General features: G+C 28.1%; 27 protein-coding genes. 20 read left to right on the top strand and 7 right to left on the bottom strand.

Translation table 11 applies throughout. The annotated features are described in order from the left end of the window. Nucleotides 1–153: 153 nt before the first annotated feature. The 4 genes from J0H68_09480 to J0H68_09465 form a co-directional block, all read right to left on the bottom strand. Nucleotides 154–429, bottom strand: a complete 276-nt coding sequence (locus J0H68_09480; protein ID MBN8828925.1) for a hypothetical protein — start codon at nt 427–429, stop codon at nt 154–156. Further along, a complete protein-coding gene (locus J0H68_09475) occupies nt 426–1094 on the bottom strand; it encodes an AAA family ATPase (protein ID MBN8828924.1) in 669 nt (222 codons plus the stop codon). The genes J0H68_09480 and J0H68_09475 overlap by 4 nt, the downstream gene beginning before the upstream one ends. Before the next feature lie 465 nt (nt 1095–1559). Further along, nucleotides 1560–3143, bottom strand: coding sequence for a hypothetical protein (locus tag J0H68_09470; protein ID MBN8828923.1), 1584 nt, complete (start codon nt 3141–3143; stop codon nt 1560–1562). A gap of 140 nt (nt 3144–3283) precedes the next feature. Then, a complete protein-coding gene (locus J0H68_09465; GenBank protein MBN8828922.1) occupies nt 3284–3481 on the bottom strand; it encodes a CopG family transcriptional regulator in 198 nt (65 codons plus the stop codon). 744 nt (nt 3482–4225) lie between these two features. Here J0H68_09465 and J0H68_09460 point away from each other — a divergent pair. Continuing rightward, the gene (locus tag J0H68_09460) at nt 4226–5197 is read left to right on the top strand and encodes a hypothetical protein (protein MBN8828921.1); all 972 of its coding nucleotides are present in this window, start codon (nt 4226–4228) and stop codon (nt 5195–5197) included. Then, on the top strand, nt 5187–6470 hold the full coding sequence (locus J0H68_09455; protein ID MBN8828920.1) for a sensor histidine kinase: 1284 nt from the start codon (nt 5187–5189) through the stop codon (nt 6468–6470). The genes J0H68_09460 and J0H68_09455 overlap by 11 nt, the downstream gene beginning before the upstream one ends. On the opposite strand, the gene J0H68_09450 is transcribed toward J0H68_09455, so the two are convergent. Continuing rightward, a complete protein-coding gene (locus J0H68_09450; protein ID MBN8828919.1) occupies nt 6463–7242 on the bottom strand; it encodes a hypothetical protein in 780 nt (259 codons plus the stop codon). The two genes, J0H68_09455 and J0H68_09450, sit on opposite strands and share 8 nt — an antisense overlap. 199 nt (nt 7243–7441) lie before the next feature. Here J0H68_09450 and J0H68_09445 point away from each other — a divergent pair, with 199 nt between their 5' ends. Genes J0H68_09445 through J0H68_09360 form a run of 18 tightly spaced genes read left to right on the top strand, consistent with a single transcriptional unit; the run spans nt 7442 to nt 23424 of the window. Then, a complete protein-coding gene (locus tag J0H68_09445) occupies nt 7442–7654 on the top strand; it encodes a hypothetical protein (protein ID MBN8828918.1) in 213 nt (70 codons plus the stop codon). A 10-nt stretch (nt 7655–7664) separates the two neighbouring features. Next, the gene (locus J0H68_09440) at nt 7665–7820 is read left to right on the top strand and encodes a hypothetical protein (GenBank protein ID MBN8828917.1); all 156 of its coding nucleotides are present in this window, start codon (nt 7665–7667) and stop codon (nt 7818–7820) included. Further along, nucleotides 7807–8049: a hypothetical protein gene (locus J0H68_09435; GenBank protein MBN8828916.1), complete on the top strand. Its 243-nt coding sequence runs from the start codon at nt 7807–7809 to the stop codon at nt 8047–8049. The genes J0H68_09440 and J0H68_09435 overlap by 14 nt, the downstream gene beginning before the upstream one ends. Nucleotide 8050: 1 nt before the next feature. After that, on the top strand, nt 8051–8389 hold the full coding sequence (locus J0H68_09430) for a hypothetical protein (GenBank protein ID MBN8828915.1): 339 nt from the start codon (nt 8051–8053) through the stop codon (nt 8387–8389). An 11-nt stretch (nt 8390–8400) separates the two neighbouring features. Next, nucleotides 8401–8736 carry a type IV conjugative transfer system protein TraL gene (gene traL, locus J0H68_09425; GenBank protein MBN8828914.1) on the top strand — a complete coding sequence of 112 codons (336 nt, stop codon included), beginning with the start codon at nt 8401–8403 and terminating at the stop codon, nt 8734–8736. A gap of 3 nt (nt 8737–8739) precedes the next feature. Continuing rightward, on the top strand, nt 8740–9351 hold the full coding sequence (locus J0H68_09420; protein ID MBN8828913.1) for a hypothetical protein: 612 nt from the start codon (nt 8740–8742) through the stop codon (nt 9349–9351). A gap of 1 nt (nt 9352) precedes the next feature. After that, a complete protein-coding gene (locus J0H68_09415) occupies nt 9353–10039 on the top strand; it encodes a type-F conjugative transfer system secretin TraK (GenBank protein ID MBN8828912.1) in 687 nt (228 codons plus the stop codon). Further along, nucleotides 10036–11253, top strand: coding sequence for a TraB/VirB10 family protein (locus J0H68_09410; protein ID MBN8828911.1), 1218 nt, complete (start codon nt 10036–10038; stop codon nt 11251–11253). The genes J0H68_09415 and J0H68_09410 overlap by 4 nt, the downstream gene beginning before the upstream one ends. Further along, nucleotides 11246–11551, top strand: coding sequence for a hypothetical protein (locus tag J0H68_09405; GenBank protein MBN8828910.1), 306 nt, complete (start codon nt 11246–11248; stop codon nt 11549–11551). The genes J0H68_09410 and J0H68_09405 overlap by 8 nt, the downstream gene beginning before the upstream one ends. Continuing rightward, nucleotides 11552–14071 carry a type IV secretion system protein TraC gene (gene traC / locus J0H68_09400; protein ID MBN8828909.1) on the top strand — a complete coding sequence of 840 codons (2520 nt, stop codon included), beginning with the start codon at nt 11552–11554 and terminating at the stop codon, nt 14069–14071. Further along, entirely contained in the window at nt 14061–14417 is a 357-nt protein-coding gene (locus J0H68_09395; protein ID MBN8828908.1) for a hypothetical protein, read from the top strand. The genes traC and J0H68_09395 overlap by 11 nt, the downstream gene beginning before the upstream one ends. Beyond that, the gene (gene traW, locus J0H68_09390) at nt 14404–15045 is read left to right on the top strand and encodes a type-F conjugative transfer system protein TraW (protein ID MBN8828907.1); all 642 of its coding nucleotides are present in this window, start codon (nt 14404–14406) and stop codon (nt 15043–15045) included. The genes J0H68_09395 and traW overlap by 14 nt, the downstream gene beginning before the upstream one ends. Continuing rightward, on the top strand, nt 15041–16033 hold the full coding sequence (locus J0H68_09385) for a TraU family protein (protein MBN8828906.1): 993 nt from the start codon (nt 15041–15043) through the stop codon (nt 16031–16033). Before traW ends, J0H68_09385 begins: the two co-directional genes overlap by 5 nt. After that, on the top strand, nt 16018–16698 hold the full coding sequence (gene trbC / locus J0H68_09380) for a type-F conjugative transfer system pilin assembly protein TrbC (GenBank protein MBN8828905.1): 681 nt from the start codon (nt 16018–16020) through the stop codon (nt 16696–16698). Before J0H68_09385 ends, trbC begins: the two co-directional genes overlap by 16 nt. Then, nucleotides 16695–18356 carry a conjugal transfer protein TraN gene (gene traN, locus J0H68_09375; protein ID MBN8828904.1) on the top strand — a complete coding sequence of 554 codons (1662 nt, stop codon included), beginning with the start codon at nt 16695–16697 and terminating at the stop codon, nt 18354–18356. The genes trbC and traN overlap by 4 nt, the downstream gene beginning before the upstream one ends. Then, a complete protein-coding gene (locus tag J0H68_09370; protein ID MBN8828903.1) occupies nt 18349–19152 on the top strand; it encodes a conjugal transfer protein TraF in 804 nt (267 codons plus the stop codon). Before traN ends, J0H68_09370 begins: the two co-directional genes overlap by 8 nt. Next, nucleotides 19100–20545 (top strand): conjugal transfer protein TraH, encoded by a 1446-nt coding sequence (locus J0H68_09365; protein MBN8828902.1) that lies wholly within the window; start codon nt 19100–19102, stop codon nt 20543–20545. Before J0H68_09370 ends, J0H68_09365 begins: the two co-directional genes overlap by 53 nt. A gap of 2 nt (nt 20546–20547) precedes the next feature. Further along, nucleotides 20548–23424, top strand: coding sequence for a conjugal transfer protein TraG N-terminal domain-containing protein (locus J0H68_09360; protein MBN8828901.1), 2877 nt, complete (start codon nt 20548–20550; stop codon nt 23422–23424). A 2-nt stretch (nt 23425–23426) separates the two neighbouring features. Here J0H68_09360 and J0H68_09355 read toward each other — a convergent pair whose 3' ends face one another. Next, entirely contained in the window at nt 23427–24014 is a 588-nt protein-coding gene (locus J0H68_09355; GenBank protein MBN8828900.1) for a hypothetical protein, read from the bottom strand. A gap of 362 nt (nt 24015–24376) precedes the next feature. Then, nucleotides 24377–24865: a hypothetical protein gene (locus J0H68_09350; protein MBN8828899.1), complete on the bottom strand. Its 489-nt coding sequence runs from the start codon at nt 24863–24865 to the stop codon at nt 24377–24379. Nucleotides 24866–24910 lie beyond the last annotated feature (45 nt).

Here is a 24910-nt window from a genome sequence, read left to right as displayed (position 1 = left end):
TATTATAATTTATGATTATACATCACTTATAAAGGATATAAGTGATGCTTATTTTTAATTTATATTTAGTATAAGCATCACTTATATAATATTATAATTATATATAATAAAAATATAAGTAATACATATATAAAATATATTACTTATATAAATTTATTTTTGAGCTTCTCTTTCTAGCTTTTCTACAATTGCTTCTAATATGTAATTAGTCCTCGCTTTATTAATAACTCTCTTAGAGACACATTCATCCACTCTATTTAATAATTCCCAATCTACAGTAAGAAGAACTTTATTATTTTTCTTCTTTAAAGGTTTTTGGGCTTTCTCTGAGGCTACACTACCTCCTTGGTTTATAAGAGTTTGGATTTTATCTTCACTAACTAAATTATTTAATTTAGAGCTAGTAGGTTTTTGGGGTATAGATTTCATGCTTCCTCTCCTATCAATATATTTTCAAAAACTTCAGTATATAATTCTTTAATTTCGCTAATAGCTTTTCTATCCTTAGGTCTAAGTTCTATAACTGATTTACCTTGAGCAACAGCATTGCCGAAGGCTTTTCGATGTATAACGATTGAATCAAGAAGAAGTAAGTGAGGCGAATTTTTTATCGCAGCAATTGCAGCCTCATTATCTTGTCCTTTAGTATCTGCACGATTAAGAAAAGCACAACAGCGAAGGGTTGGATTAGAAGGAAGCATTTCATTTAATATTTTATCTACATCGTCTACTGTCCATACATCAAATGTTTTTGGTACATAAGGTACTAATAAAATATCTGAAACGGTTATAGCTGCTCTCTGGCTTGAAGTATCTCTTCCACCAGTATCAATTATAATAGTATTAAATTTTTTCTTTAGGTTTAAAACTTCATTTCTAACATTTAAACCAGTGAGTTTAGCTACACTATAACCTGCTCCTTTCTCTGGCAAAAGTTCATTTCTTAAAGCTGTAAAATTATAGGATGATTCTTGGTCATCAGCATCAATTAACAAAACTTCCTTTTTAGGATCTTGAGAAGCAATAATAGCTAAATTAGTTGCAATTGTACTTTTGCCAGCTCCACCTTTAACACCACCAACTGTAATAATCATAAAACTCCTTTCTTTATTAGTATATAACACTAGATAAGCACTAAATATGAGATACTTATTAACTATATAAGTATCATATATGCTTTAGATATGCAATAATTATCTGTTGCTTATGTTATGCTTATATACAATATAAGTTATAATTATAAGTTGTTAATAATATATATAACTATTAAATAAACATAATAATAAAATAGTTTATTTCTAATAATATATGCTTATCTACCAAACCTTATATCTGAGAGCTTTAAAAGAAAAAAAGAGTAGGGGCGTAGGTAATAAAAATATTATTATATATATTATTTAAATAAAAAATATAAATGACACAATTCAAGTTTATATAGTTAAGCTTATATAATATATAAGCATTGTATATCTATCACTTATTTTACATATAGGCAGAATATATGCACGTTATAAGTACTACATATCTCTTATATAATAATCACTTATAATATGCATATATTACACATAGCTTACTTCAGCGTAATAAACATCAATATTAGTATCACTATTGAATTCTTTGGATACTATATTTGCAATTATTTGTTTGAATAAAGGATTATTAAAATATGTAAATAATTCGATATCGTTAGTATTTAGAACGAAGCTATTATTTTCCAAACCTTTCACAAAATGAATAGATAAGATTGAATTTATTTTAGCTTCAAGGCCTAATACTTTCAGTAAGCTATTTATATAGCTTTGTATATCGTTATAAGGGATATCTATTATTCTATCTGAAAATAATTCTAAATGATTAAAGAAGGCTCTTTGATTTTTTAGGAAACAATTCTCTGCTACTAATTGGTTAAAAATATCTAAAGTAATATCTTTATAATATGATTTTAAATCTTCCTTAGTAAAATCGTTTAAAATAATATTTTTGATATTGCATTTATGAAGCACATTCGCGATATCTATATTATTTACGAAATAGTAGTGCTCATTCAAGCTGACGGGTACACATTTTACTTTACTCAAAATTTCTTCAAAATCACCAAGGTTATGATTTACTTTATTAATTAAGTGGTTCAATGAAGCGAGCTTAAATTTATAAGGAACGAATTTTGATAATTTATAAATTTCTTGAGGAGAGGGGGTTACAAAAGAAATTTGGACCTCTAATTTTGTTTCCTCATATATCCTACCTTTTAAGCTTTCATATAAAGGCTTTATATTTTCTGAATGATTATAAAATAAGATATAAATCTTATTATTTTTTATTGTTAAACCTTTTAAGTTCAATTCTAAATCTTCATTTAACTCTTCCGCTTTATTTTTGAGTATTTTAAACACTTTGTCATTAGTAGATTTATCATCAGTATTATTATTTTCTACAGCATGAATAACTTCATTGAGTTGCTTCTGCGAATCAAAAGCTAGTTTATCCACTTGAGATAGATAATTATCTGATAAAGCTTTTTCAACGAATCCACGAGGATTAATAATGTTACCTTTAGCTAATCTATATTTAATATATTGAATATTTTTTGATAAGATTTCATTAGGCCTATTAGCAGTTAATTTTTCAAGCCTTTTGATTTCTATTTTAAAAGTTAAAGATATTTCTTTTAGTAGACTATATCTATAATCTCTAGAAATTTTAATTTCATTGGAAGAGGGACGCTCCTCAATTGTAACCATATCTTGTGCTTTCAAAGTATAACTTGATTTAGTTTCAGGGTTATAATTTACTACTGTAACGCCTAACTTCATTAGTTTTTCATAAGCTAAAACAAAGAAATTCGTTTGATCTACTCTTTTACTTCTGAGCTTTTTACATTCAATAATACCCTTATCTCTAAGAGATTTTATATATTTGAAAAATGTAGTTCTACTGAAAAGGTTAGTTTGTTCTATGAACTTTTTCGCTGAAAGTTCAGCCCAATACTTACCATCATGAAAACATTCAGTTTTATTATACTTTTTAGCATGATTAATATAAAAGTTGATCTTTTTTAAGATCTCCCTTTCTTCGAGTGTCAAAATATCACCAGTTACGTTATTAAAACGTAAGTTAATGTACTGACATATGTTGCTAGTCATAACATTCCCATAAAATTTTTATATTAAGGTGTTGACTTGACCTTTTAGGAATGCTAATATCAGGTTTAGGAACGATTTCAGCATTTTTCTAAAAGTGTTCAAATCTTAAAAAAAATAGCCCTCCGCCAAGAGGGCTTTTTTTATATCTTATACGCGATAAATCTCTTATCTTCTCCCATATTATATAATCTATCTTTAGCATCTTTAACGAAATTATTTAATGCACATCTTATAAGAAAAGACTTTGTGAGACCAGTTTTGAGCGCTATTTCTTCTAAATCTCTTTTCATGTCTTCGTCAACAGTGACACTTTCCTGGCTTCTGGATCTTTTACTCATTTTAAAAACCTATTTGCAATTAAAAAATTTCAAATACTAATATTTTAACTTTGTAACGTAGTTTAATGTAAATCACTGTATTTTTGCATTGAATTACATTAACTTAACATTAATATACCTTAATTTAGAGTAGTATTTATCCTATGTCAATAAATTTTTTAACCTCTTTTGTTAAACTTTCTTTCTTGCGTATTAATAAAATCTTAAATTAACAACCATTAATGTTTATTTACATTATTATTTTTATTTATTAATTACATGTATATAAGTGTTCATTATTTGTACTCTTTAATCGTTCAACTTCTTATGTATTTCCTGGAGATTTTAAAACAATAATTTTTTTTATCGGAAAGTTTAATGGAGTTATTACCCTTATTTTGAATGTAATTGTTTTTACTGCATTATTTAATTTTTTATATATATTAATATTACATGTTAATAAGCGATCAAATTCTGAACACTCTGAATGTTTAAATTCCGTACATAATTAAAGCTCTTTCAATTATAAAAGATCTGATAGTAGGTTTTATTCCTTATTGAATAGTGGGTTAATATTAGCCTAGAGACTTTTATGTCTTTAAAAGTTTAATATAAGTAATATTTCAATAAGTATTTGATAAAAATTGAAAAAATTATAAATTTAAAATATTTAAACAAATATTAATGCATTATTAACTAATAAATGTTAAGATACGTTTCATTAAAGAATCTTAAATGAAATATATTAAGTTAAGGGAAAGTATTATGTTATCACAGATAACTCTACCAACAAATATTGTAATAGTTGATGATGATGAGCAGTTTTTAAACGCTCTGTTAAGCGCTTTGCCAGATGATAAAAACTATTATACAGTTTTTAGTGACCCTATACAAGCTTTAGAATATCTTGTAAAGCATAATCATTTATCACTTTTGGATGCAAAGAACATACTTGCAACCTATAAAGAAAAAGGTACTTGGTATTTAGATATTAATGAAGTAGCTACAGAAATCGAAAATCCCGATAGATTTTCTAGTATATCAGTTTTAATAATTGATTATAAAATGAAGGACATTAATGGTTTGGAAGTTTTGAAAAAGATAAAGGGAAAGAATATAAAAAAGATTCTGCTAAGTGGAGTTGCGGATGAGAGTATAGCAAATACTGCTTTTAATGAAAAACTAATAGATAATTATATACGTAAGCAAGATATAGATTTCATTTCAAAGTTAAAGCAATTAATAGATCTTTATCATAAATCCCATTTTAACATAGCTTTACCGTTTGAAGCTAATGAAGATCATTTTTTCACTGATGTAACTTATAAAAACATTTTAGATGATTTAATCGAAAGAGAAAAAATTGTAGAATATTATCAAATTGATAGTAAAGGAAGCTTATTACTTTTTAATTCAGAGGGGGTAGGTTTTATATTCTTTATTACAGATGATGAGGAAATAGAAGATGATATAATTTCATTAAAAGAAGAAAAGTGTCCTAAATATCTGATAGATAAGCTTATTACACGTGAAAAAATGTTATTAAACTATCATTTTTTAAATAATGAGAAAGATAATTTTGAGAATTCATTTTACCCTTTATATCCTTTACCTGGGCAAAAAGGTTTGTATTATTCAATTATCAAAGGGATAGAACATTTTGCAAAAAAGGAAAAAGCCTTTTTCTATAGTTTTAGAAATAAATTGAGGAATATTCAAGAAGAAGATGAAAGTTAGTGTATTCGATAAATTATCACGTTTTTGTTATGAACGCACAGATGAAATCTACCATCAATATCAAAGTTTTGCTATTTATTTCCTAGCAAGTTTTATATTGATATGTTTACATCCAACATTAAATTTTGCTCAAAATCCTTTTCAACTTGTAGGGGTTACATTAAGCATAATATTAATGTTTTATGAAATGTTACCTGAAAATCTATTAAAATACTTAAGATTTTATTGGTTAATTGTACTATTTTACTGTCTTCCTTTTTTATCTACTTTAATTGTTTTTAATAATAGTTATAAGATTGAAGCTTTAATAGGTAATGCTTTATCACTTTTTATGTTGGCTACATTAACCGATTGGTTAACATTTATTGCATTTTTTTCTATAGGATTTGGTTTTGCAACATTAGTGTATATTAAAACTAATTGCTTAATGATAATTCCTTATTTAATTATTCAGCATGAAAACTTTTTCGTATTTTTATATACATATATTATATCCTTCATAATTGTAATAGTTTTTTCGAGAAAGAAAAATTTAATAGAGCAAGAAACAATAAATAATTATAAATTTATCAATGGTATCCTTGCTCATGAATTAAATACACCTTTCGCTGCTTTAAATTTACATAGTTCTTCTTTAGAATCTAATTTACCTTATTTTTATAGTGTTTATGAAAAGGCTGTAAAAGCAGGTATTTTGAAGGAAAAACTAGGAGAAGCAAAGTACGAAATAATTAAAAATACTCACAATGATATAAAAGAAATAATAAAAAAAATTTATAATATAAACGACATGTTTAGTTATAAATTAAACGAAAATATTGAAGAAAAAAAATTAAGAAGATGTAATATTCGTACCTGTATTCAACAAGCTTTAGATGAATACCCTTTCACTTCTTCATCTTTGAAAAAAGTTGTTTGGCATGAAAAAGAGACAAATTTCAATTTTCTAGGTGAAGAAACCTTAATTAAGCACGTATTATTTAATTTAATTAAAAATGCCCTATTCCATGCAAAAAAAGAAAGTATTATTGAAATTTGGGGTAAAAGAGATGAAAGGGCAAATTATTTATTCTTTAGGGATACTGGTAAGGGTATTTCTAGTGAAAACCTCCCATATATTTTTGAAAGATTTTATTCTAAAAATGCCTTTAGTACAGGTTTGGGATTATATTTTTGTAAAGTAGTTATGCATTCATTTAAAGGGGATATAAGCTGTAATTCGCTTGAAGGACACTTTACAGAGTTTAAACTGACTTTCCCTTATATTAAGTAGAAACCGTATTTTTTTGTTTAAGTTTAATAAATTCTTCTTTTGTTTTGATTCTATGAAATATGACTGGAGCAATCTTTTTTATTGTTAAATTATATAGAAAGGGATCCTTTGCCACACTTGGGTTATTACAATTGAAACTATAGTTTTTATTACTATCTACAATAATTTTCCTAAATATTTGTTCGCCACTACTTAAAACAATAATACAGTCAATATTATGAAAGCTATCCATTTCTTTTAGATATTCTTCATTTGTGAAATAACTACCAGCAATGTAATCGCCGGCATTAAATTGGGGAGACATTTCTGCATTATTAACAAAATGAAATAATAGATCTGGATAAATACTCTTGAAAAACTCTATTTCTTGTACAATATCGATCTCTTTATTAGAAAGAAAGGAACTACTACTTTTGCCAATTATTAAAGAGGTTTTATCAGCATTTATAACAGGATCAGGCCCTTGTCCAAATTTTAACCATTCTTCAGTGACAATGATACCTTCATTTCTAAAAATAGTTAAACATTTATTTAAACCATTGCTAGTAATAGGTTTTCGTCCGCATTCATAAGAGTAAAGGGTTGTTTCTTTGAACCCATACTTTGCTTCAATGTCAGGCCTTGTAATGCCTACTAATCTTCTAAGAAAAGTAATTCTGCCACCAATAGTATTTAAATCAATTTTTTCACGAGAAGTCATTAAAGTGTTTTTATGAGTTTTTAAGGTTATTTTATTTATTTTTAGCCTTAATAAACATTTATGTAAATTCATATATATTCAACATTTTTAGTAAAAAATACTACCCAGTCGTACTTTTTACTTGATTTAATATTTTTATGAGGTATAAATATATTCGGTTTAGGAAAAAATCAAGAAATTTCGGTAGTACGAGTGAGACGTACCACAGAAATATAAAATAAATAAATTTTGCATAATTATTATTTTTTTGTTTTGGAAGAAGAGAAGAGAGATGACATTAAAATTGGAAAAAGCTGATTTTTTACAGTTGGTGCTAATTTTAAATGAATTAAGAGAGATTAATAAAACTTCTATTTCAGATAAATATAAAATGATTAGCGAGATCGATTTTATTTTAAAAAAGTATAATAGCAACCTTTATGATCTTAAAGGGCTTCTTGAAAGAGAAATAAAATTAAGATCAAAGTGTAACAATGTAAATTAAGGCTAAGTTTATGGAAAATACAATCGAGGATTCAATGAATAGGTTAGTAGCATTAATTAAAACAAATATTGAACTTCTTAATGAGCAAACTGATCTGATTAAAGAATTAAAGAATTATTTATCTCATAATAGACTTGAAAACGATGTATATAATGAAAACCGATAATAATTCAAAAATTAATCATTTATTTGCAATAAATGTTTCAATAATAGCGTTATTCTTATTATTTACAATCTTAATCAAAGAAATTGTAACTGAAAAGATAAGAAAAGATTACATGAATAAACTAACAATATTAATCGAAGCTAATATCGAGATTATAAAAGAACAAGCCGAGGTTATAAAAGCACTACAGAATAAATTATCTCAAAATAAACAAGAGAAAGGAGCTTAAGATGCTTAATAATATAATTTTAAATTATAAATCTTCATTTAAGAAAATAATAACAATATTTGTTTTTATAATAAGTTTTACAAATATAAATGTAAGCATTGCCGCAAACCATAGTTCAAGAGGAACAGTTTCAGATGCTCTAACTATTTCTTTAGATAAATCCTACGGAACTATTGAAAAAGCATATTATGGGGTAATGGTTGCAATATTATTTATGGTTGGTGCTTCTTTAGTTATGAAACAAGTGCTATTTGCTTTTGTACTTGCCATTTGTTTAGCTTTATTTTCGGTATATGGACAAGTGGTACTCTCAAATTGTTTCCCAAATATAGCTTCATAAGGTAAAGGTATATGAGCGATGACTTTATTATTACTAAATTACTTGATCAACCAAAAAAATATTTGTTTTGGTCATTAGATGAATTTTTAGCATTAAGCTTACCTATATTAATAGGGATTTTTGCCAATACTAACCCATTAAATAAATTATATATAATATTGTTCGCTCCTATAACCTTTGGCCTTTTAAGATCAATAAAAAGTAAACTGCCCTTAAATGTAATTCATTTAGAACAAATAACATATTGGTATCTAAATACAAAGCCAATAGGAATAACTTTAAGAAAAATAAATACACCTACCCTTAGAATGCCACCATCTTATATTCGGCGTTATTTAGGAAAATAAAAAATGTTTGTTGATAAATTACACTTACAAAAATTAGCTATTGTAGGTCAGAAGAGAATAGCATTCTCAGTTTGCGCATTACTATTAATAACGAATTTTTTATTAGTTATGAAAATTTATTCAATGGAAGAAAAGATAATTATAACCCCTGTAAATATGAAAGATTCATTTTGGGTAACAAATTCAAAAGTTTCAGAAGGTTATTTAGATCAAATGATACCATATTTTACTCATTATTTACTCAATATTCATTATGAAAACTTTGAATTTCATGTAAGTTTTTTAATGCAGCATGCTGATGCATATTATATGCGAGACATTTTTTATTCAATTCAAAAGCTAAAGGAAACTTATACACGTTTGAGAATGGATACTGTTTTTTATCCTGAAAATATAATCATAAACGATAAAGACCTTACTGCTGTTATATCCGGAAAATTTATTGCTTTTGTAAGTGATAGGAAAGTTATTGAAGAAAATAGGAAGTATTTAATTACATTTTCTTATTTAGCAGGAGCGCTACGTCTAAAGTCATTTAATAAATTAGATGAGAACAATCAGCCAGAAACTACTAACCAAATTGATAGTTTGGGAAATAATCAGCCAAGAGGTTAAAATGCGGAAATATTTTTATTTTATCTTGAGTCTATTTTTTCCATTAATTGGTGATGCTAATCAAAATATAGTCATTAATGAAAATGAAAGGATAAATGTTGTAATACCAACTAACCACTTGACAAGAATATACTTTAAAAATGACAGAATTAAAAACCTATTCAGTAATGCAGAGGATTTAATATTAGAAGCCGATGAAAATTTAGGTCAATTATATATAAGACCGGCAAGTTCTTTGATTAAAGAAACATCAATAACGTTAGTTTCAGAAATGGGTATTGTACAAGATGTAAATATTAAAGTTAATGATAATTTAAATTTAGGAGAGACAGTCCAACTAATATCTAATAAACCCAATTTAATGGCCGAAATAGAAGATAAAACTAAAACTTTAAATTACACGGATGACATTGTAAGTATCATTAAAGACCTTATTAAATCAGATAATATCAAAGGTTTATCTGCAAGCCTAGTTCTTGATAAATCAATAACCCTAACAAAAATTAGCGAAATAAATAAAGAAAAATACAAGGGTGAAAAATTTAAAGTAAAAAACATCAGTAAAGAATTAAAAATAATTACTGAAAATACTATTCCTACAAATTCTAAAATATTAGCAATAGCAATCTTAAAAAAAGAATTAAAGCCTAATGAAGTAACTGAAGCTTATATAGTGAGGGCAAAATGAAAATACACTATATAAGTAATCTTATTAAAAAAAGACAGAACTTACTCAGATTAGCAATAGGCACAATTATTATAGCGTTAATTCTTAGCGTAGTGTCACTTGCTTTAAAAAAAAGGCAAATAAAAATAATTGAAGCAAAATCAACTTATACAGTTGGTTTAGATAAACCCATAGATAATAAAGATATAGAAACTGTATGGCGTGCAGATATAGAAAATAAGCAGCTAACCGTAGAAAATGAATTCTATGAGCTTAAACAAGAATTGTTAAGTTTAAAAGAGAAGTATAAGGAAGAATTGGAAAAACGAGAAGAACAAACCAAATTCTTTAATCAAGAAATAAAGAAAATTGAGGAAAATTATCAAGAAAAACTGATTGGAAATGAAAATCTTAAACCAATTCCTTTGGACAATGAAGGTAATATTATTACTCCACAAATAAAGAAATTTGGAATAAAACTTGTAAATGAAAAATCTGGAATAGCAGATGAAGTAGTTAAAACTATTGATAATACGATTCCTGCAGGTAGTTCAGCTAAAGAAAAAATCGTAGGGGGTGTTGCTGCTTCCACATCTCTTTCTTCCCAAGCAGACCCAAGACCAGTTCTTTTAAGAATCATTGATAGAGCAATTTTACCAAATAAATTTAGAGGAGATTTAGTAGATTGCCATGTTACAGCAAGTGGTTATGGTGATTTGTCCAGTGAAAGGGTTTATATGCGTACAGAAAAAATGTCCTGTGTTAATAAAAAAACTGGGGAAATAATCGAAACAGCCATTGCAGGATATGTTGCAGGAGAAGATTCTGAGGCGGGTGTAAGAGGAAAGGTTGTTTCAAAAGAATATCAATTTTTAGAACATAGTTTAATGGGGGGTGTATTAAGTGGCCTAGGTAAAACTATAACTCCTCAATCTGTTTTAATTAATCCTTTTACTGCTAATGGAAAGATTCAATCTCCTCCGTTGGATCAGCGCTTAACAAACAATCTTTCTGAAGGGGCTGCAAATAGTTTAGAAAGATATGCTCAATATCACATAGATAAAGCTGAAAATATTCAACCAATTATCGAAGTTGCTGCAGGTCGAAATGTAGATATTGTTTTCACAGAAGCTGCATTGATAGGTAGTAAAAACGTTCATGAAACAATTTCAGAAGTAAGAAATAAGGCGAGAAACAAAGCTAATAATTTGAATAAAGGAGTAAGCAATGAATAAAATTCCTCTTTTATTATTATTATCATTAACTGCATGTACCACTTATAAAAGAGATTTTACTTGTAAAGCTAAAGATGGTCTGGGTTGTTTATCTGTATCAGAAGTTCATTCAGTTATAGATAATGGTAAAGTAAATAATGAAGAAAAATATATCGAAAAAAAAATTATAACTGAAGAAAAGTTAAATAAAACCAGTAATTCTAGCATTACAAGCTACCTTCCAGTCTTAATTAAAGCCCATACTGATCATAATGGCAATAAAATAGAAGATTTTTATATCAATGTACCAATGAATTAAATGATGAAATATTTCAAAAATATCTTGAAAAGCTTTTTGTTTCCTTTGATTTCGGAGGAAAAAATTAGGTTAAGAGATTATCAAAAAACTAGAGAAACAGTAGAAAATCTGCTTGGTATAGAAGGATTTGCGGATTATTTACCTTATTTAGCTTTCTTGAAAGATGAAAATATTTTTATTAATAAAAATAGTATTGGGTTTGTATTAGAAGCTATACCTTTAACAAGTGCAAAATATGAAGTTCAAGTAACATTTTCTCAAATATTTCAATATTTATTACCAGAAGGATCAAACTTACAATTTACCTTTATATCAAGCCCAAAAATAGGTGATTATTTAGATAAATATCAAGAATATAAAGAACAAACTCCTAATAAAATTTTTCAAAAGCTAGCAGAAAGAAGAGCATTATATTTTAAAGAAAATAACACGCAACACAATGAAGTAAGTTTTACGGACTATAAATTATATATTTCATATTCTGAACCTTTACTCGAAAGAAATGAAGAGGAAGAGGTAATCGTTTTAGAAAGGCTTAAAAGTATAAGAGAGCAAATTAGTACTATATTTAAATCAAATGAATTGTATTCAAGATCAATTGATGCAGAAAGCTTAATTAGGGTAATTGATGATATATTAAGTGAAGATAATAATATAACGAGTTCGGATCTTAATTATAATAAATATGAACCTTTATGTGACCAAATAGTTTCAAATGATACGTTATTAGAAGTCAATAAAGATTATATTTCCGTAAGGGAAAATGACAAAGTATTCAAAAGTTATAGTGTTAAAAATTATCCATCAAGATGGTCTCTTTCTTTGATGAATAATTTTATAGGTGACTTGATGAATAGCAATCGAACGATAAGAACTCCATTTATTATACATTTCGGTACTCATATTCCAAATGACCCACTTTTAAAGTCTAAAATACTTGCAAAATCAATGATGATAGATAATCAAGCTGAAAATAGGTCTTTAATAAAGTTTAATAGTAAATTGACTAAACAATCTGAAGAATTGCATTTTGTTAGACGTTCGCTTGAATCAGACGGTAGAATCGTTTTCACTCATTATCAAGTGATTCTTTATGGAAAAAAAAGGCAAGTAGAAGTAAGTGAGCAAATTTTAATAATGTTATACAGAGCTCATGGATGGCAACTTGTTAGTGATAAATTTATTCATTTACCAGCATTACTAAATGCTTTCCCTATGTCTTGGGGTGAAAAATACTGGCTTTACTTAAAAGGATTTAGAAAATGTAAAACTTCTTTAAGTCATGAATCAGCTGTTTTTATGCCTATTCAAGGAGAATGGAAAGGTACTGTAACGCCAGGTTTATTATTATCAGGAAGAAGAGGTCAGATTTTCTATTTTAATCCTTTTGATAATAAAGGGAATTATAATATGTGTATTACAGGAATGTCTGGAAGTGGAAAATCTGTATTTATGCAAGAACTTGTTACCAGTGTTCTAAGTATGGGAGGTAAAGTATTTATAATAGATATTGGTAGGTCATATGAAAATATATGCACATTACTCAAAGGAAATTTCGTAGAATTTACACCAAGATCTAATTTAAAATTAAACCCTTTTACAAATATAGATGATACTGACCTTGAAGAGTTTAAAGAGATTATTAGAGCGATTAAAGGAATAATTCAGGTAATGGCTTCTCCATTTCATGGGACAACTTCAATAGAAAATTCTTTTATAGAACAAGCAATATTTAAAGCTTGGGAATTAAAAAGAAATAAAGCAAATATTCAAGATGTAATAGACGCTCTTTTTACACTTGATGACCCAAGAGCGCATGATGTAGGACAAATGCTTTTTCCTTTTGGAGAAAAAGGAACCTATGGAGGGTATTTTAATACCATTTCGAATTTTGATATTACCTCTGATTTAAATGTATACGAATTAGATGATATTAAAGATAAAAATGACCTTTTAGCTGTAGTATTTCAAATAATATTAATTCAAATTAATACAGTGTTATTACAAAAATATAGATCGGTTCCTTGCTTAATAGTAATTGACGAATCCTGGCGTTTATTATCCTCAACAATGGGTAATTTTATTGAAGAATGGTATCGTATAACCAGGAAACTAAAAGCCTGTATTGCTATGGGAACGCAACAAATTGCAGATTTTTTTAAAAATGAATCAACTAAAACATGCTTTAATAATTCAGCCTGGAAATGCACCCTACAACAATCAAACTTGAATGGCATAACTGACATTGCTGAAAAAGATAATATTAAGGAAGGTTATCCAATGGATAATCATCAAAAGGCTTTAGTTTCATCATTAAATACAATTTATGAGAAATATTCTGAAATAATGATAGATAGTCCTAATGGTTATTGTATTGGTAGGTTGTATTTAGATAATTACTCTAAAGTATTATATTCGACAACTAAAGAAGTAAAACTTGCTGTTTACGAGCAATTAAATCAAGGAAAATCAATAGAAGATGCTGTAAGTGAAGTCGAGAGGAAAATATATGGAATTTAAAAAATTAGATTTTACCCTATATATTCTAACCACTTTACTTGTAGGTATATTTATAGGTGGTCTTTATTTTAGTAATATTAATAATTCTAGAGAAATATTCCTTATAGATATAGATAAAATTATCCAGGAAAAAACGATTGAATTAGCTAAAAGTAATATTGACGATAAGGAGCTAAATTCAAAAGTTAAAGAATTTATTACCCTGCTTAAGAATAGAATTGAAAATAAATTCAATAAAGATGATTTAGTAATTAATTCTAAAACAATCTTAAAGAAGGGTAATTATATTATTACGGATAAAACTGAAGAAATGAAAAATGAGGTTTTATCCAATGAAAACAATTAATTTTCTTTTAATTTTATATTTGGTTGTATTTTCTTTTAACATTAGCTTAGCTAAAGATTTTGGTACTTGGGGTGAAGTTAAGCCAATAAAAGAAATTAATTTGATTGAATATATCAAATTAAAAATTGAAGAAAAAATAAAAAAAGAAGGTCTTTTAAAACATCAAAAGCAGTTAAGTACTATCGTTGAAAATAAAATAAATAATCCTCAGGCAGTTTCAGGAATCAAAGATGCTGAGAATAATCGAGTATATTATTACGATCCTTCAATAGTAGTTAATGAAGATATTTATGACCATCATAATAATATAATTGCAAGGAAAGGAGACAAGCATAACCCTTTGGACAACGTGAATTTATCAAAAGAGCTAATTTTTATAAATGGCACGAATATCAAACAAATTGAATATGTGAAACAACAAATAAAAAACCAAAAGAATTTCAAAATTATCTTAGTTAAGGGTAATCCGAAGAAATTATCTGAAAAATTAGAAAAGGGTGTATTTTTTGATCAATTTGGCGCTTTGACAAATAAATTAGGGATAAAAGCAGTTCCTTGTAAAGTAAGCCAAGAAAATAAAATGTTAAAAATTGAGGAATTTAATGTTGAAGACATTCAATATAATTAAATTTATCGTAATCATTAATGTGATTATTTTTAGCAATATTGCATATGCAAGCCAATGTGTAGGAAGATTTGTTAATCCTATAAATGATATTTGCTGGTCCTGTTTATTTCCAATAACTATTGGACCTGTTAAAGTGAATTCAAATAATAGATTTGATACTGATGATAATCCTGATGATTTAATATGTGCTTGCCCAAAACCACCTTTTCCACTTCCAGTACCTGGTGTTCCTATTGGCTTTTGGGAACCTGTAAGATTAATAGAAGTAACGAGATCACCGTATTGTATGGTAAGTATGGGAGGACTAAGCTTAGGTTCAAGTTTTAAAAGAAGTGGAACCGTTTATAAAGCAGTGGATGAAAAGGGCTTTAATGAAAGTTTTTATCACGTACATTATTACATGTATCCTCTTTTATATTGGCTTGAATTAATTACAGATTTTGTGTGTTTAGACAAAACAAGCTTTGACATTGCTTACATGACTGAATTTGACCCTACCTGGAATGATGACGAATTAGCTTTTATTTTCAATCCAGAAGCAGTCATTTTTTCTAATCCTGTGGCTCAAGCCGCTTGTGCTACAGATTGTATATCTACAAATTTTTCTATGGGAATCGATAGATTGTTTTGGTGTGCAGGATGTAATGGCAGCTTATATCCTTTCGCTGGCCATTTAACTCAACATAGAAGTGGAATACAAGCAAGTCATGTACTAAGTGGTCGATTACTATCAAAATTACATAGAATACAAGTATTAGGTATTACAAGTGGAAGAAAAGCGTTATGTGGTGAAGTTCCTTCTGCTCGAATTAAAAAAAGCCAATACAAATTGCAAATGACCTATCCGATTCCTGCAACAAGTGGGTTTTATGCCTGTAATTCTTTAGGCATGAATGAAATTTTATTTGGTATGGGTAAAGAATTTCCCTATAAGGGCGAAGATTTTGGTTATCTCATATGGAGGAAAAAAAATTGCTGCGCTCTGTAATTTTCTTTATCCCCTTTATTTTCTACATTAATTTTTCTCATGCTGATACATGCAAGAGTGAATTTAGTTCTTTTGATTATGAGATTGAGAAAATTGATTCTAAAACCGATAATTTAATAGAAAAATATAAACAAGAAATAGAAGATATTTACTTAAAAGCTGAACAAATCGATCAAAGTGCATTTAAAGAATACATAAGTGAAATAGATTTACATTCAAAAGAAATACTAACAAATGTTCATAATAATAAAGATCTCTATCAATTTATAGGAACGACTCAAGATCAAACTAATCTTAATGGAATAAATTTATATGTATTTGTTTCCTTTTCCTTAGATCAAAAAAATTTAGTGAAGATAGCAAAAGAAACTGCTGTAAATGGGGGTAAGCTTGTAATTAGAGGGCTTATTAACAATTCATTTAAAGAAACCGCAATAGCTGTAAAAGAATTAATTGAGCAGGCAGGAATTGGTGTAGAGATAAACCCAGAATTATTTTCAAAATATGATATAAAAGCCGTTCCAACTTTCATTTTAGTTGATGAAGAAAATTGTTCAAAAGAAATGTCTTGTCGTAATTTCGATAAGATTTCGGGAAACATAACCTTAGATTATTTTTTTAAAAAGGTTAAGGAACAGGGAGAATTAAAGGAGAAACTTTTATGAAGTTTATTTCTTTACTACTTGTAATATTTACTTTTATTTCGTCTGTATATGCGGAAGAAGTAGAGAATGAGTATTTATATAATGATTTTATTAATTCTAAAGAAGTAGCAAAAAGATTATTAGAAAATAGTAAAAGCATTTCCTTAAACCCTAAGGAATATATACCTAGTTATGAAGAAGATTTTAATATTGATGATTCTGTACTTTCACAATCTCCAAAACTTACTGAAGAGGCAAAATATATTTATGATACAAGTCAAACAAGGGCTCGTTTTAATGATATTAATAAAGGAGAACTTGCGAACCAAAGTAAAAAAATATTAGAAAATAATGAACAAAACTTTATTGAAGATCATTATGTTTCTTTAGAAACACAAGATACAAAAGATGAAAAAGAATATATTTGTGAAGAAGCTGGAAAACAAAAGGAAATTAAATGCAACAAGGTTATAAGCACCTTTGATATCGAATATAAACCAGCAAAAAAAGATGTTATTGAACATTGGACTTGTTGCAATCTTAGATGTCGGACGGAAGATGGTGTAGACCATAATCCTGAATGGAGAACACATGAAAAAAATGGAGCTCTTATAGGAGAAGATAACCCTTATTGTCCCCCATGTGCAAGATGTCCAAAGCCTCCAACAGTTATAATTCGTGAACCAGAACAATTTAATTTAATTAAAGAAGAAACAAGTAATTATTGTGAAGCAATTGAAAATAATAGCTTGCGTAATTGTGTAAAAAAAAGTGAAAGCTGCTTAGACGATATACCAAGAAATTTTTATGGCAGAGAATTTAATAGATGTTGGAATAAGGAATTTAATTATACATGTACTCCTAAATCAAATAATAATTGTAACACTTATAAAAATAATAACTGCCAGCAAGTAGGATCTCAATGTATACAAAAAGAAGATAATATATGTATAAATTGGAAACAAACTTATCGCTGTAAGGTACCATCATCTAAAATTAAAAGTGAGAATGTAGGTGATGATAAGAAAAAAATATTTTGTTTAAATGGCAATTGTGCGGATACAAGTTTTGATTCAAATAAAGAATTTGAATCTACATTAGCTCAATTATCTGTATTAAGTGAAATACAAAATAATAACCAACATAAGGTGGATTCCTTATTTGCAGGGGAAGATAATGTTTGTCGTAAATCTGGTTGGGGTTTTAGTGACTGTTGTAAAGAGAAAGGAAAAGGTTGGGGCCATGATATTAAAATAACCGAATGTTCCACAAATGAAATGAAGCTAGCCAAAAAAGTTGATCAAGGGCTATGCGTCGTTATTGGAACTTATACTGCTGAATCGAATTTAATAGGTATGAAAAAGAAAAATAGAAGGTATTGTTGTTTTACTTCTAAACTTGGACGTATTTTAAACGAACAAGCTCGTCCCCAATTAGGCTTGAATTTTGGAACGCCTGCACATCCAATATGTAGGGGTTTTACTGTTGATGAACTTCAAAGCATTGATTTTTCCAAGCTTGATTTTATAGAAATATATGAAGATATAAGATCTAAGTTCAAGCCCGTAAATTATGATCAGCTCCATAAGACCATTCAAAATGGCTTAGATAATTTAAAAGAAGATATTTCGAATAAATTAAAAGAAAATAGTATAAAAAAAGAGGGAAATAATGAATAAAAAATTTCTCTTACTAAGTTTTATTGTTTTATCAAGTAACGCTGAAGCTTCTTTTTGGTCAAAAAAAGCAGAAGGATGGCATTATTACGAGCAGCAGCCCAAAAAAGAAATTATAGAAGATAAAAAACAAGAAAATAAGGAAAATACAGAGCTCGAAATTGATTATTCAAAAGAAATTCAAAATATTCAAGTTGAGCTTAAAAAAAGATTAGATAAAGCAATAATTTCTCCTACTGAAAGTAATGTAAGGGAATACGTAAAATATCAACAATTTGTAATTAATAAATCTCATACTTTTTCGAAAAATTGGCAAAAGGTTGTTTTAGCTCATCCTGAATTAGATGAAACTTTAAAACACCCAGTAAATCACGTTGGAAGAGGGGTTTATCTTCAACAACAAAAAGCTCTAAAAAATGAGATCATAGCGAATTTAGCAAAAGAATATGGTTTATTTTTCTTTTTTAAAAATAGTTGTAATTACTGTCATGCTTTTGCTCCCATTGTTAAAAATTTTGCTGAAAAGCATAAATGGGCTGTGCTTCCTATATCTTTAGATGGCGGAGTATTAAAAGAATTCCCAAATAGTAAACAAGATAACGGCATGGCTGAAAGCTTAAATATAGCAAATGTACCCGCTTTAATTGCTTATAGAGCTTCAGATAATAAATTAATCCCTATAGCCTTCGGGGTTACGAGCGAAACTGAGATTGAAGATAATATTTTATTGTTAGCAGGAGAGGAATATGCAAGTGATACGTTACATAATAGTGGCAGTGCTCTTGATAGTTACAACTGAAGCTAAAGCTAGCAACTTAACTCATTTGAATGAGTTTTTTAATAAAATGGGAGCTAAGGGTAATGTTAGCCAAGGTGGAGCGTATAAGCATCAACAAGGAGGATATTATACAGGAGGAAGTTTATTTTATAGAACTCCTGCCAGAAATAAAAACCTTTTTAAATTACAAACTCCTTCAATGAGATCAGGATGTGGTGGTATTGATTTATTTGCAGGTGGCTTTAGTTATATTAGTTCTGATCAATTAGTATTGCTTCTTAAAGATATTGGGTCAAAAACAATGGCATATGGTTTTACCCTGGCTCTTGATCATATGACTCCAACGGTTTCAAATAGTTTAAAATATCTTCAGACATTAGCTCAACGAATGAATAATACAAATATTAATTCATGTGAAGCAGCCGCAACTGTAGTAGGTGGTTTATGGCCTAAAACTGATGCATCAACAAGACTTTTATGTAATAGCATGGGAACTTCCTATGGCAAATTCTCAGATTATGCCCAAGCAAGACAAAAATGCGGTTCTGAAAATGGTATGGAAGGTTTAACTGATAGTAATAATATTTATAAAAATGTCTTAAAAGATGAATTTAATATTGCTTGGGAAGCCTTAAAAGACAGTTCTTTTTTAGGAGATGAATCTACAAAGGAATTATTTATGACTATTTCAGGCACAATTATAGCAAAGAAAAAAGGTTTAACTACTATCAAAGGTAATAAAGGGAAAGGAGTTGCTGATACAAATTATGAAATTATATATTTAGCGTCGAAAGCGCTAGAATCCGGTCTTATAGACACCCTTCTTTACGGTGGAAACGCTGAGATTTATACATGTAAAGATAGACAAGGAAAATGTTTAGAGGTATCAGAAGTATCAACGGCTTTAAACTTATCTATACATGAACAAAAACCTCAAAAAGTAAATACTTCCATTGGCTTAGTTCAAAAAGTAGATAATATTTTAAGAGAATTATCTAGGAAAATTGCTGACGACGAGGAGCTTTCTGAGGCAGAAAAATCATTTATAGAATCTACTAATTTTCCAATACAAAAAATGCTTGTTGTCCAAACTGCTTTCCGTAGAGGTAGTAGTGCTATTAGTGTAAGCGAGTATTCTGAAGCAATAGCTTATGATATTCTATTTAATTATTTAGAAAGTGTTATTGATATTGTTACACATAATGCAACATCATTAAGATATGTTCAAATTAATGACGAACTCCTAAGTGATTTTCGTAAACAAAATTTACAAATTAGAAAATTAATAAATTCCAAAAAACATAGTGTATATGAAAGGTTAAGCACATTAATCAACGTCATTGAAAGATCAAAAAATATAGAAAAGCAAATGCACCATTTGTTTGATCAAAGTGTAAATAGAGAAGGATTATAATCATGAAAGAATATCTTTATACTATTTATACTCAAGGTGGCGGAGAAATTATGTTTAATATATTAAATGCAATTGCTTCTTTCCACAATGACAAGGGAATATTTGAGCGGTTATGTAATTTAGCTGTAGTTATTGGAATGTTTAGCCTCGGTTTTATTCTTATTAATCGTAACCAAATTCTAGAAGCTGTAAAAAAACTTATATTTACAAATGTACTTTTAACTTCATTTTTCATACCTACAGCACCAGTAATGGTTCATGATACTATTACAAAATTTGAATTTAAAGTAGATAATGTTCCTTTACCTATAAGTGTAGTTGGAGGTATATTATCAGAATTAAGTCATAGTATAACCGAAGCCTTTGAAACTTCTTTTTCAACTTTAAATGAAAATGAATATTATCAAAACTCAGGCATGATCTTTGGTGCAACACTCATGGCTGAAATAAAAAAATTCAAAATCTCAGATCCCATATTTAAGCATAATTTAAATAAATTCACGCAACAATGTATTGTAACTGGAGCAATGATTGGAAGATACAGTATGAATACTTTAAATTCTACTGATGATATATGGAGTTATGTGAAAGAATATGCCCCAAAATCAATAGGTATGCCGTATATAAAATATACAAAAGAAACGAAAAGTGGAAATTCTACTTTTCATAGTAAAACCGTGACGGAATTACTAAGCTGTAAAGATGCTGCTCAAGAAATTGATTTGGTTTGGAATAGAGAAATAAATAATATTATATCTAATGGAATAACCCTTATTTTTCCATTTTTAGGATATGCCAATGACATTTCTAACTCCTTTACTAAATCAAAATTAGCGGAGAAGAAGGGAAATGAATTTATTAGGAATAATATGAATTCATTTTTGAATGGTATTTCATCTTTACAAAAAATAGCATTAAATTCTGAAAATTTAATTAAGCAACAGATGATGATAAATGAAATTATTGCAGCGCCTAAAGAAAAAATAGAGGAAGACGGAAGTAGTTTAAATTATGCTACTTCAAGAGCAATTGTACAACATCGAATGGGAATATTAGTATCTATTGAGCAAAATGCTAGAAATCTTCCAATTTTAAAAGCTGTTTTTGAAGGTTTACTTTATGCATCTTTACCTTTTGTAATGTTAATAGTTCTTGGGTCATCAAGTATAAAGTTTCTGCAAACTTACTTTACTTCCTTATTATCTCTTCATTTATGGGCTCCTTTATATGCAATATTAAATATGATGATGACCACAACTGGTGATTTTTTTACTTCAGGATTCTTAGGGGGGAAGGGTTTAACTATATTAACCTCAGCTGGATTGTCAGAAATTAATACTAATATTGCATGTGTAGCGGGATTATTATCAGTTTGTATTCCACCTTTGTCATATATGTTAATTCATAGCGGACTTGCAAATTTAGTACATCTTTCTAGCTCTATCACTGGTCAGATGCAATCAGCAGCCTCACAAGCTGGTGCTGAACTTGCGACAGGTAATATTAGCACAGGGAATATTACTCAAGGGGTAACCTCCTTAAGTAATTTTAGTGGTTTCAAAATGGATCAAAGCAGTAGTTTTAGAGGGGCTCAAATTGAAACACAAATGAATGATGGTGCTTATAAATTAATGCAATCAGATGGAAGTATGGTATTTAAGGCTGGAGCAGGCTTAACTTCATCTCAAGGTATAAATTCAGTAGAACTACAAGATTCTGTAACTGGTGAAATCTCTAGAAGACTGGATAATGAAAAAGGATTAATAACAAATCTTTCTAAAGCTCATTCAAATGAAAAAATTGGTACCTTTAATGCTTTAACTGAATTTTATCAGGGTCTTGCTAAAGGAGAATCAAGTGGTAATACTTGGAATATAGATACTTCTACCTCTCATGGTAAAACTTTAGCTCAAGGGCAGGAACTTGTAAGAGGGTTACAAAAACAATTTGGTATGGACACTGTAACCGCATCAAAAGTTGCAGCAGGCCTTACTATGGATGCTTCAGCAGGTATTAATTCCAGTGGAAAAGGGAAAAGTGTGGCAGATAATTTATTAGGAGGAAGTCCGTTTAACTTTAACGCCTCACTAGGGGCTAATTTACATGGCGGATTAGAAATGTCTGATCAAGCAATAGAAACTTATAGAAAAAGTAAAGAGTTTCAAGAAAGAAATGGTTATAATATTAATTTAGAATCAATGGTTCATGCTGCTAAAAATATGTCTTATGGTAACAATTCAACCTTTGATACAAGACTTTCTGATAATTTATCTAAATCTTATACAAAACAAGAAAGTACCAGACAATCTTTAGAAGCTTCAATTCAAAATGTTGAAAGATTAAGTAATGCAGTAAGCTTTGTTAATTCTTCTGGTGCAACAATTACTAGGAATGCTGATCAAGAGGTGCTTGAATTTATTGCCCATAAAAATAATGGTAATATGGATGAAGCTTATAATATTATGGAAAAAGAACCAGAATTATTTAAAGCTTACGCAAATGAATATATAGGTACTCAAACTAATAAAATTATAAATGAAGCTAATAAAACTACTTTACCTTCTTCGCATTCACTAGATAGTAAATATGAAGATTTTAATGTTGGTCAAATTAAAAATGATTATGGTTTATCTAATCATAATGAACAAACCTTTGATGAGGGTGTAAATAATACCCATATTAAAGATACTATTATTGAAGTAGGAGCAAAAGATTTAGCTGAAATCAATATGGCGGCTCATAATGACCAATTAGGTAAAAAAAATATTAATATGAATAAAGAGAAGCACTTCTTAGAAAAACAAGTCGATATAAGTAATGAGAATGGTACTAAAACAATACATGATGTAAGGCCTAAAACTGATTCTTTAGTTGATTAAATTTACTTTTTTCTTAAATAATCAGTATTCCAGATATTTCCAGGAACTAAAGAATGAGCTGGATTATTATAAAGATTTTTATAAGCAGCATTCTCGAAAATATCTCTTTTCTTAGGAATGTAATCTTCATTTAATTCAAATTTGCTATTCACACCTTCACCAAATGACCCAAGAAAAGCATTAGCAAATACAGGAAAAGGTATACGCATAATTAAGCCATACACTCTTGTAAATATGAATGGCATTAAAAGAATATAATATCCTACATAATAATGTAAATAAATTGAAGTTAATAAAGAAATAATAAATATTGCAGCAAGTACTCTTTGATCTGTGATAGTATATTTATATTCTTCTTTTGGTACTGCCTTATTTAAATCATTAAATTTTGTCCAACATTTCATAGAAATGATAAATCTATTAAAGAAAAAAGGCCACCATACAAAAAACAAAGCAGCTATAGAAATAATTTTTGGGGCTAGGGTGAAAAATCCTATATTTAAAATAAAAGAGGAAATATAACATCTAACATCGGTTTTAAATAAAATCGATAAGAGCCAGTTCCAAAATCTATCAATTAATTTTATCATAATCTTCTCAATATTTTTTATTGTCTTTTAGTAAAATTTCTTTGTTAAATTATAGCTAATAATATACTATTTTTTCCTATTTGTCTCCTTTGCATATGTTTTTAAACATTATAACATATTTTTTATTTTTGTGCTCATTTCTGTATAAATGCTAACATTATAATTTTAAAAGATATTCAAAACCTACCACGAACTAATATAATTAAACTTCTCTTACCCTTTTTAACAATAATAATCTCCGCATATTGTGCGGTGTTTAAAGAGTATATTCACCGCACACAAGTTTATTTTGAGAGGTTCAGATAAAGAGAAAAAAATACATTATGCGTTGAACTTTATATAACTTAGCTTATTAAAAATGGTTAACTGTTATAAATATAATCAAACTCAGTTTGACGCAGTTCATAATCACCTGGTTGTAGAGAACATATATTGAAATTCTCAACAATGTATGGCGTAACATTTTCATTATGCTGAATGATAATTGACTCAGCTTTAAATGGCGAAATATGCTTTTGCTCTTTATCAAAAGCATGAACTAAATCTACATCTTCTATTTGCATAAAATTAGGGTTATAAATCTCATGTACTTTATAGTCACCCATAAAATTTTCATAAATATTATGAATTAAACCTGTAGACTCTTCAGTTGTTTTATAATTAACTTTAAGATTGTAATTTGATTTTGTATTTATAAAAACAGGTTTTTTATAGTCAAATATTCTTATATATTGATTATTGTTATCATCTATAAAAGTAAAAGATATAGCTTTTGGTATTTCCATAGTTGTATTGTAAAATGGCTCTTTTAATACTAAAAGATTAAGCTTAACCCTATAATGTTGTTGCATAATTTTCCTCTAAAAATACTTAATATTAATTTATTAGGTTAATAA

This window comes from Sphingobacteriia bacterium, assembly GCA_017304685.1.
Lineage (GTDB): Bacteria > Pseudomonadota > Alphaproteobacteria > Rickettsiales > 33-17 > JAFKLR01.
Note: the sequence above shows the minus strand (reverse complement) of the source record. Positions and strands in the feature narration are given on the sequence as shown.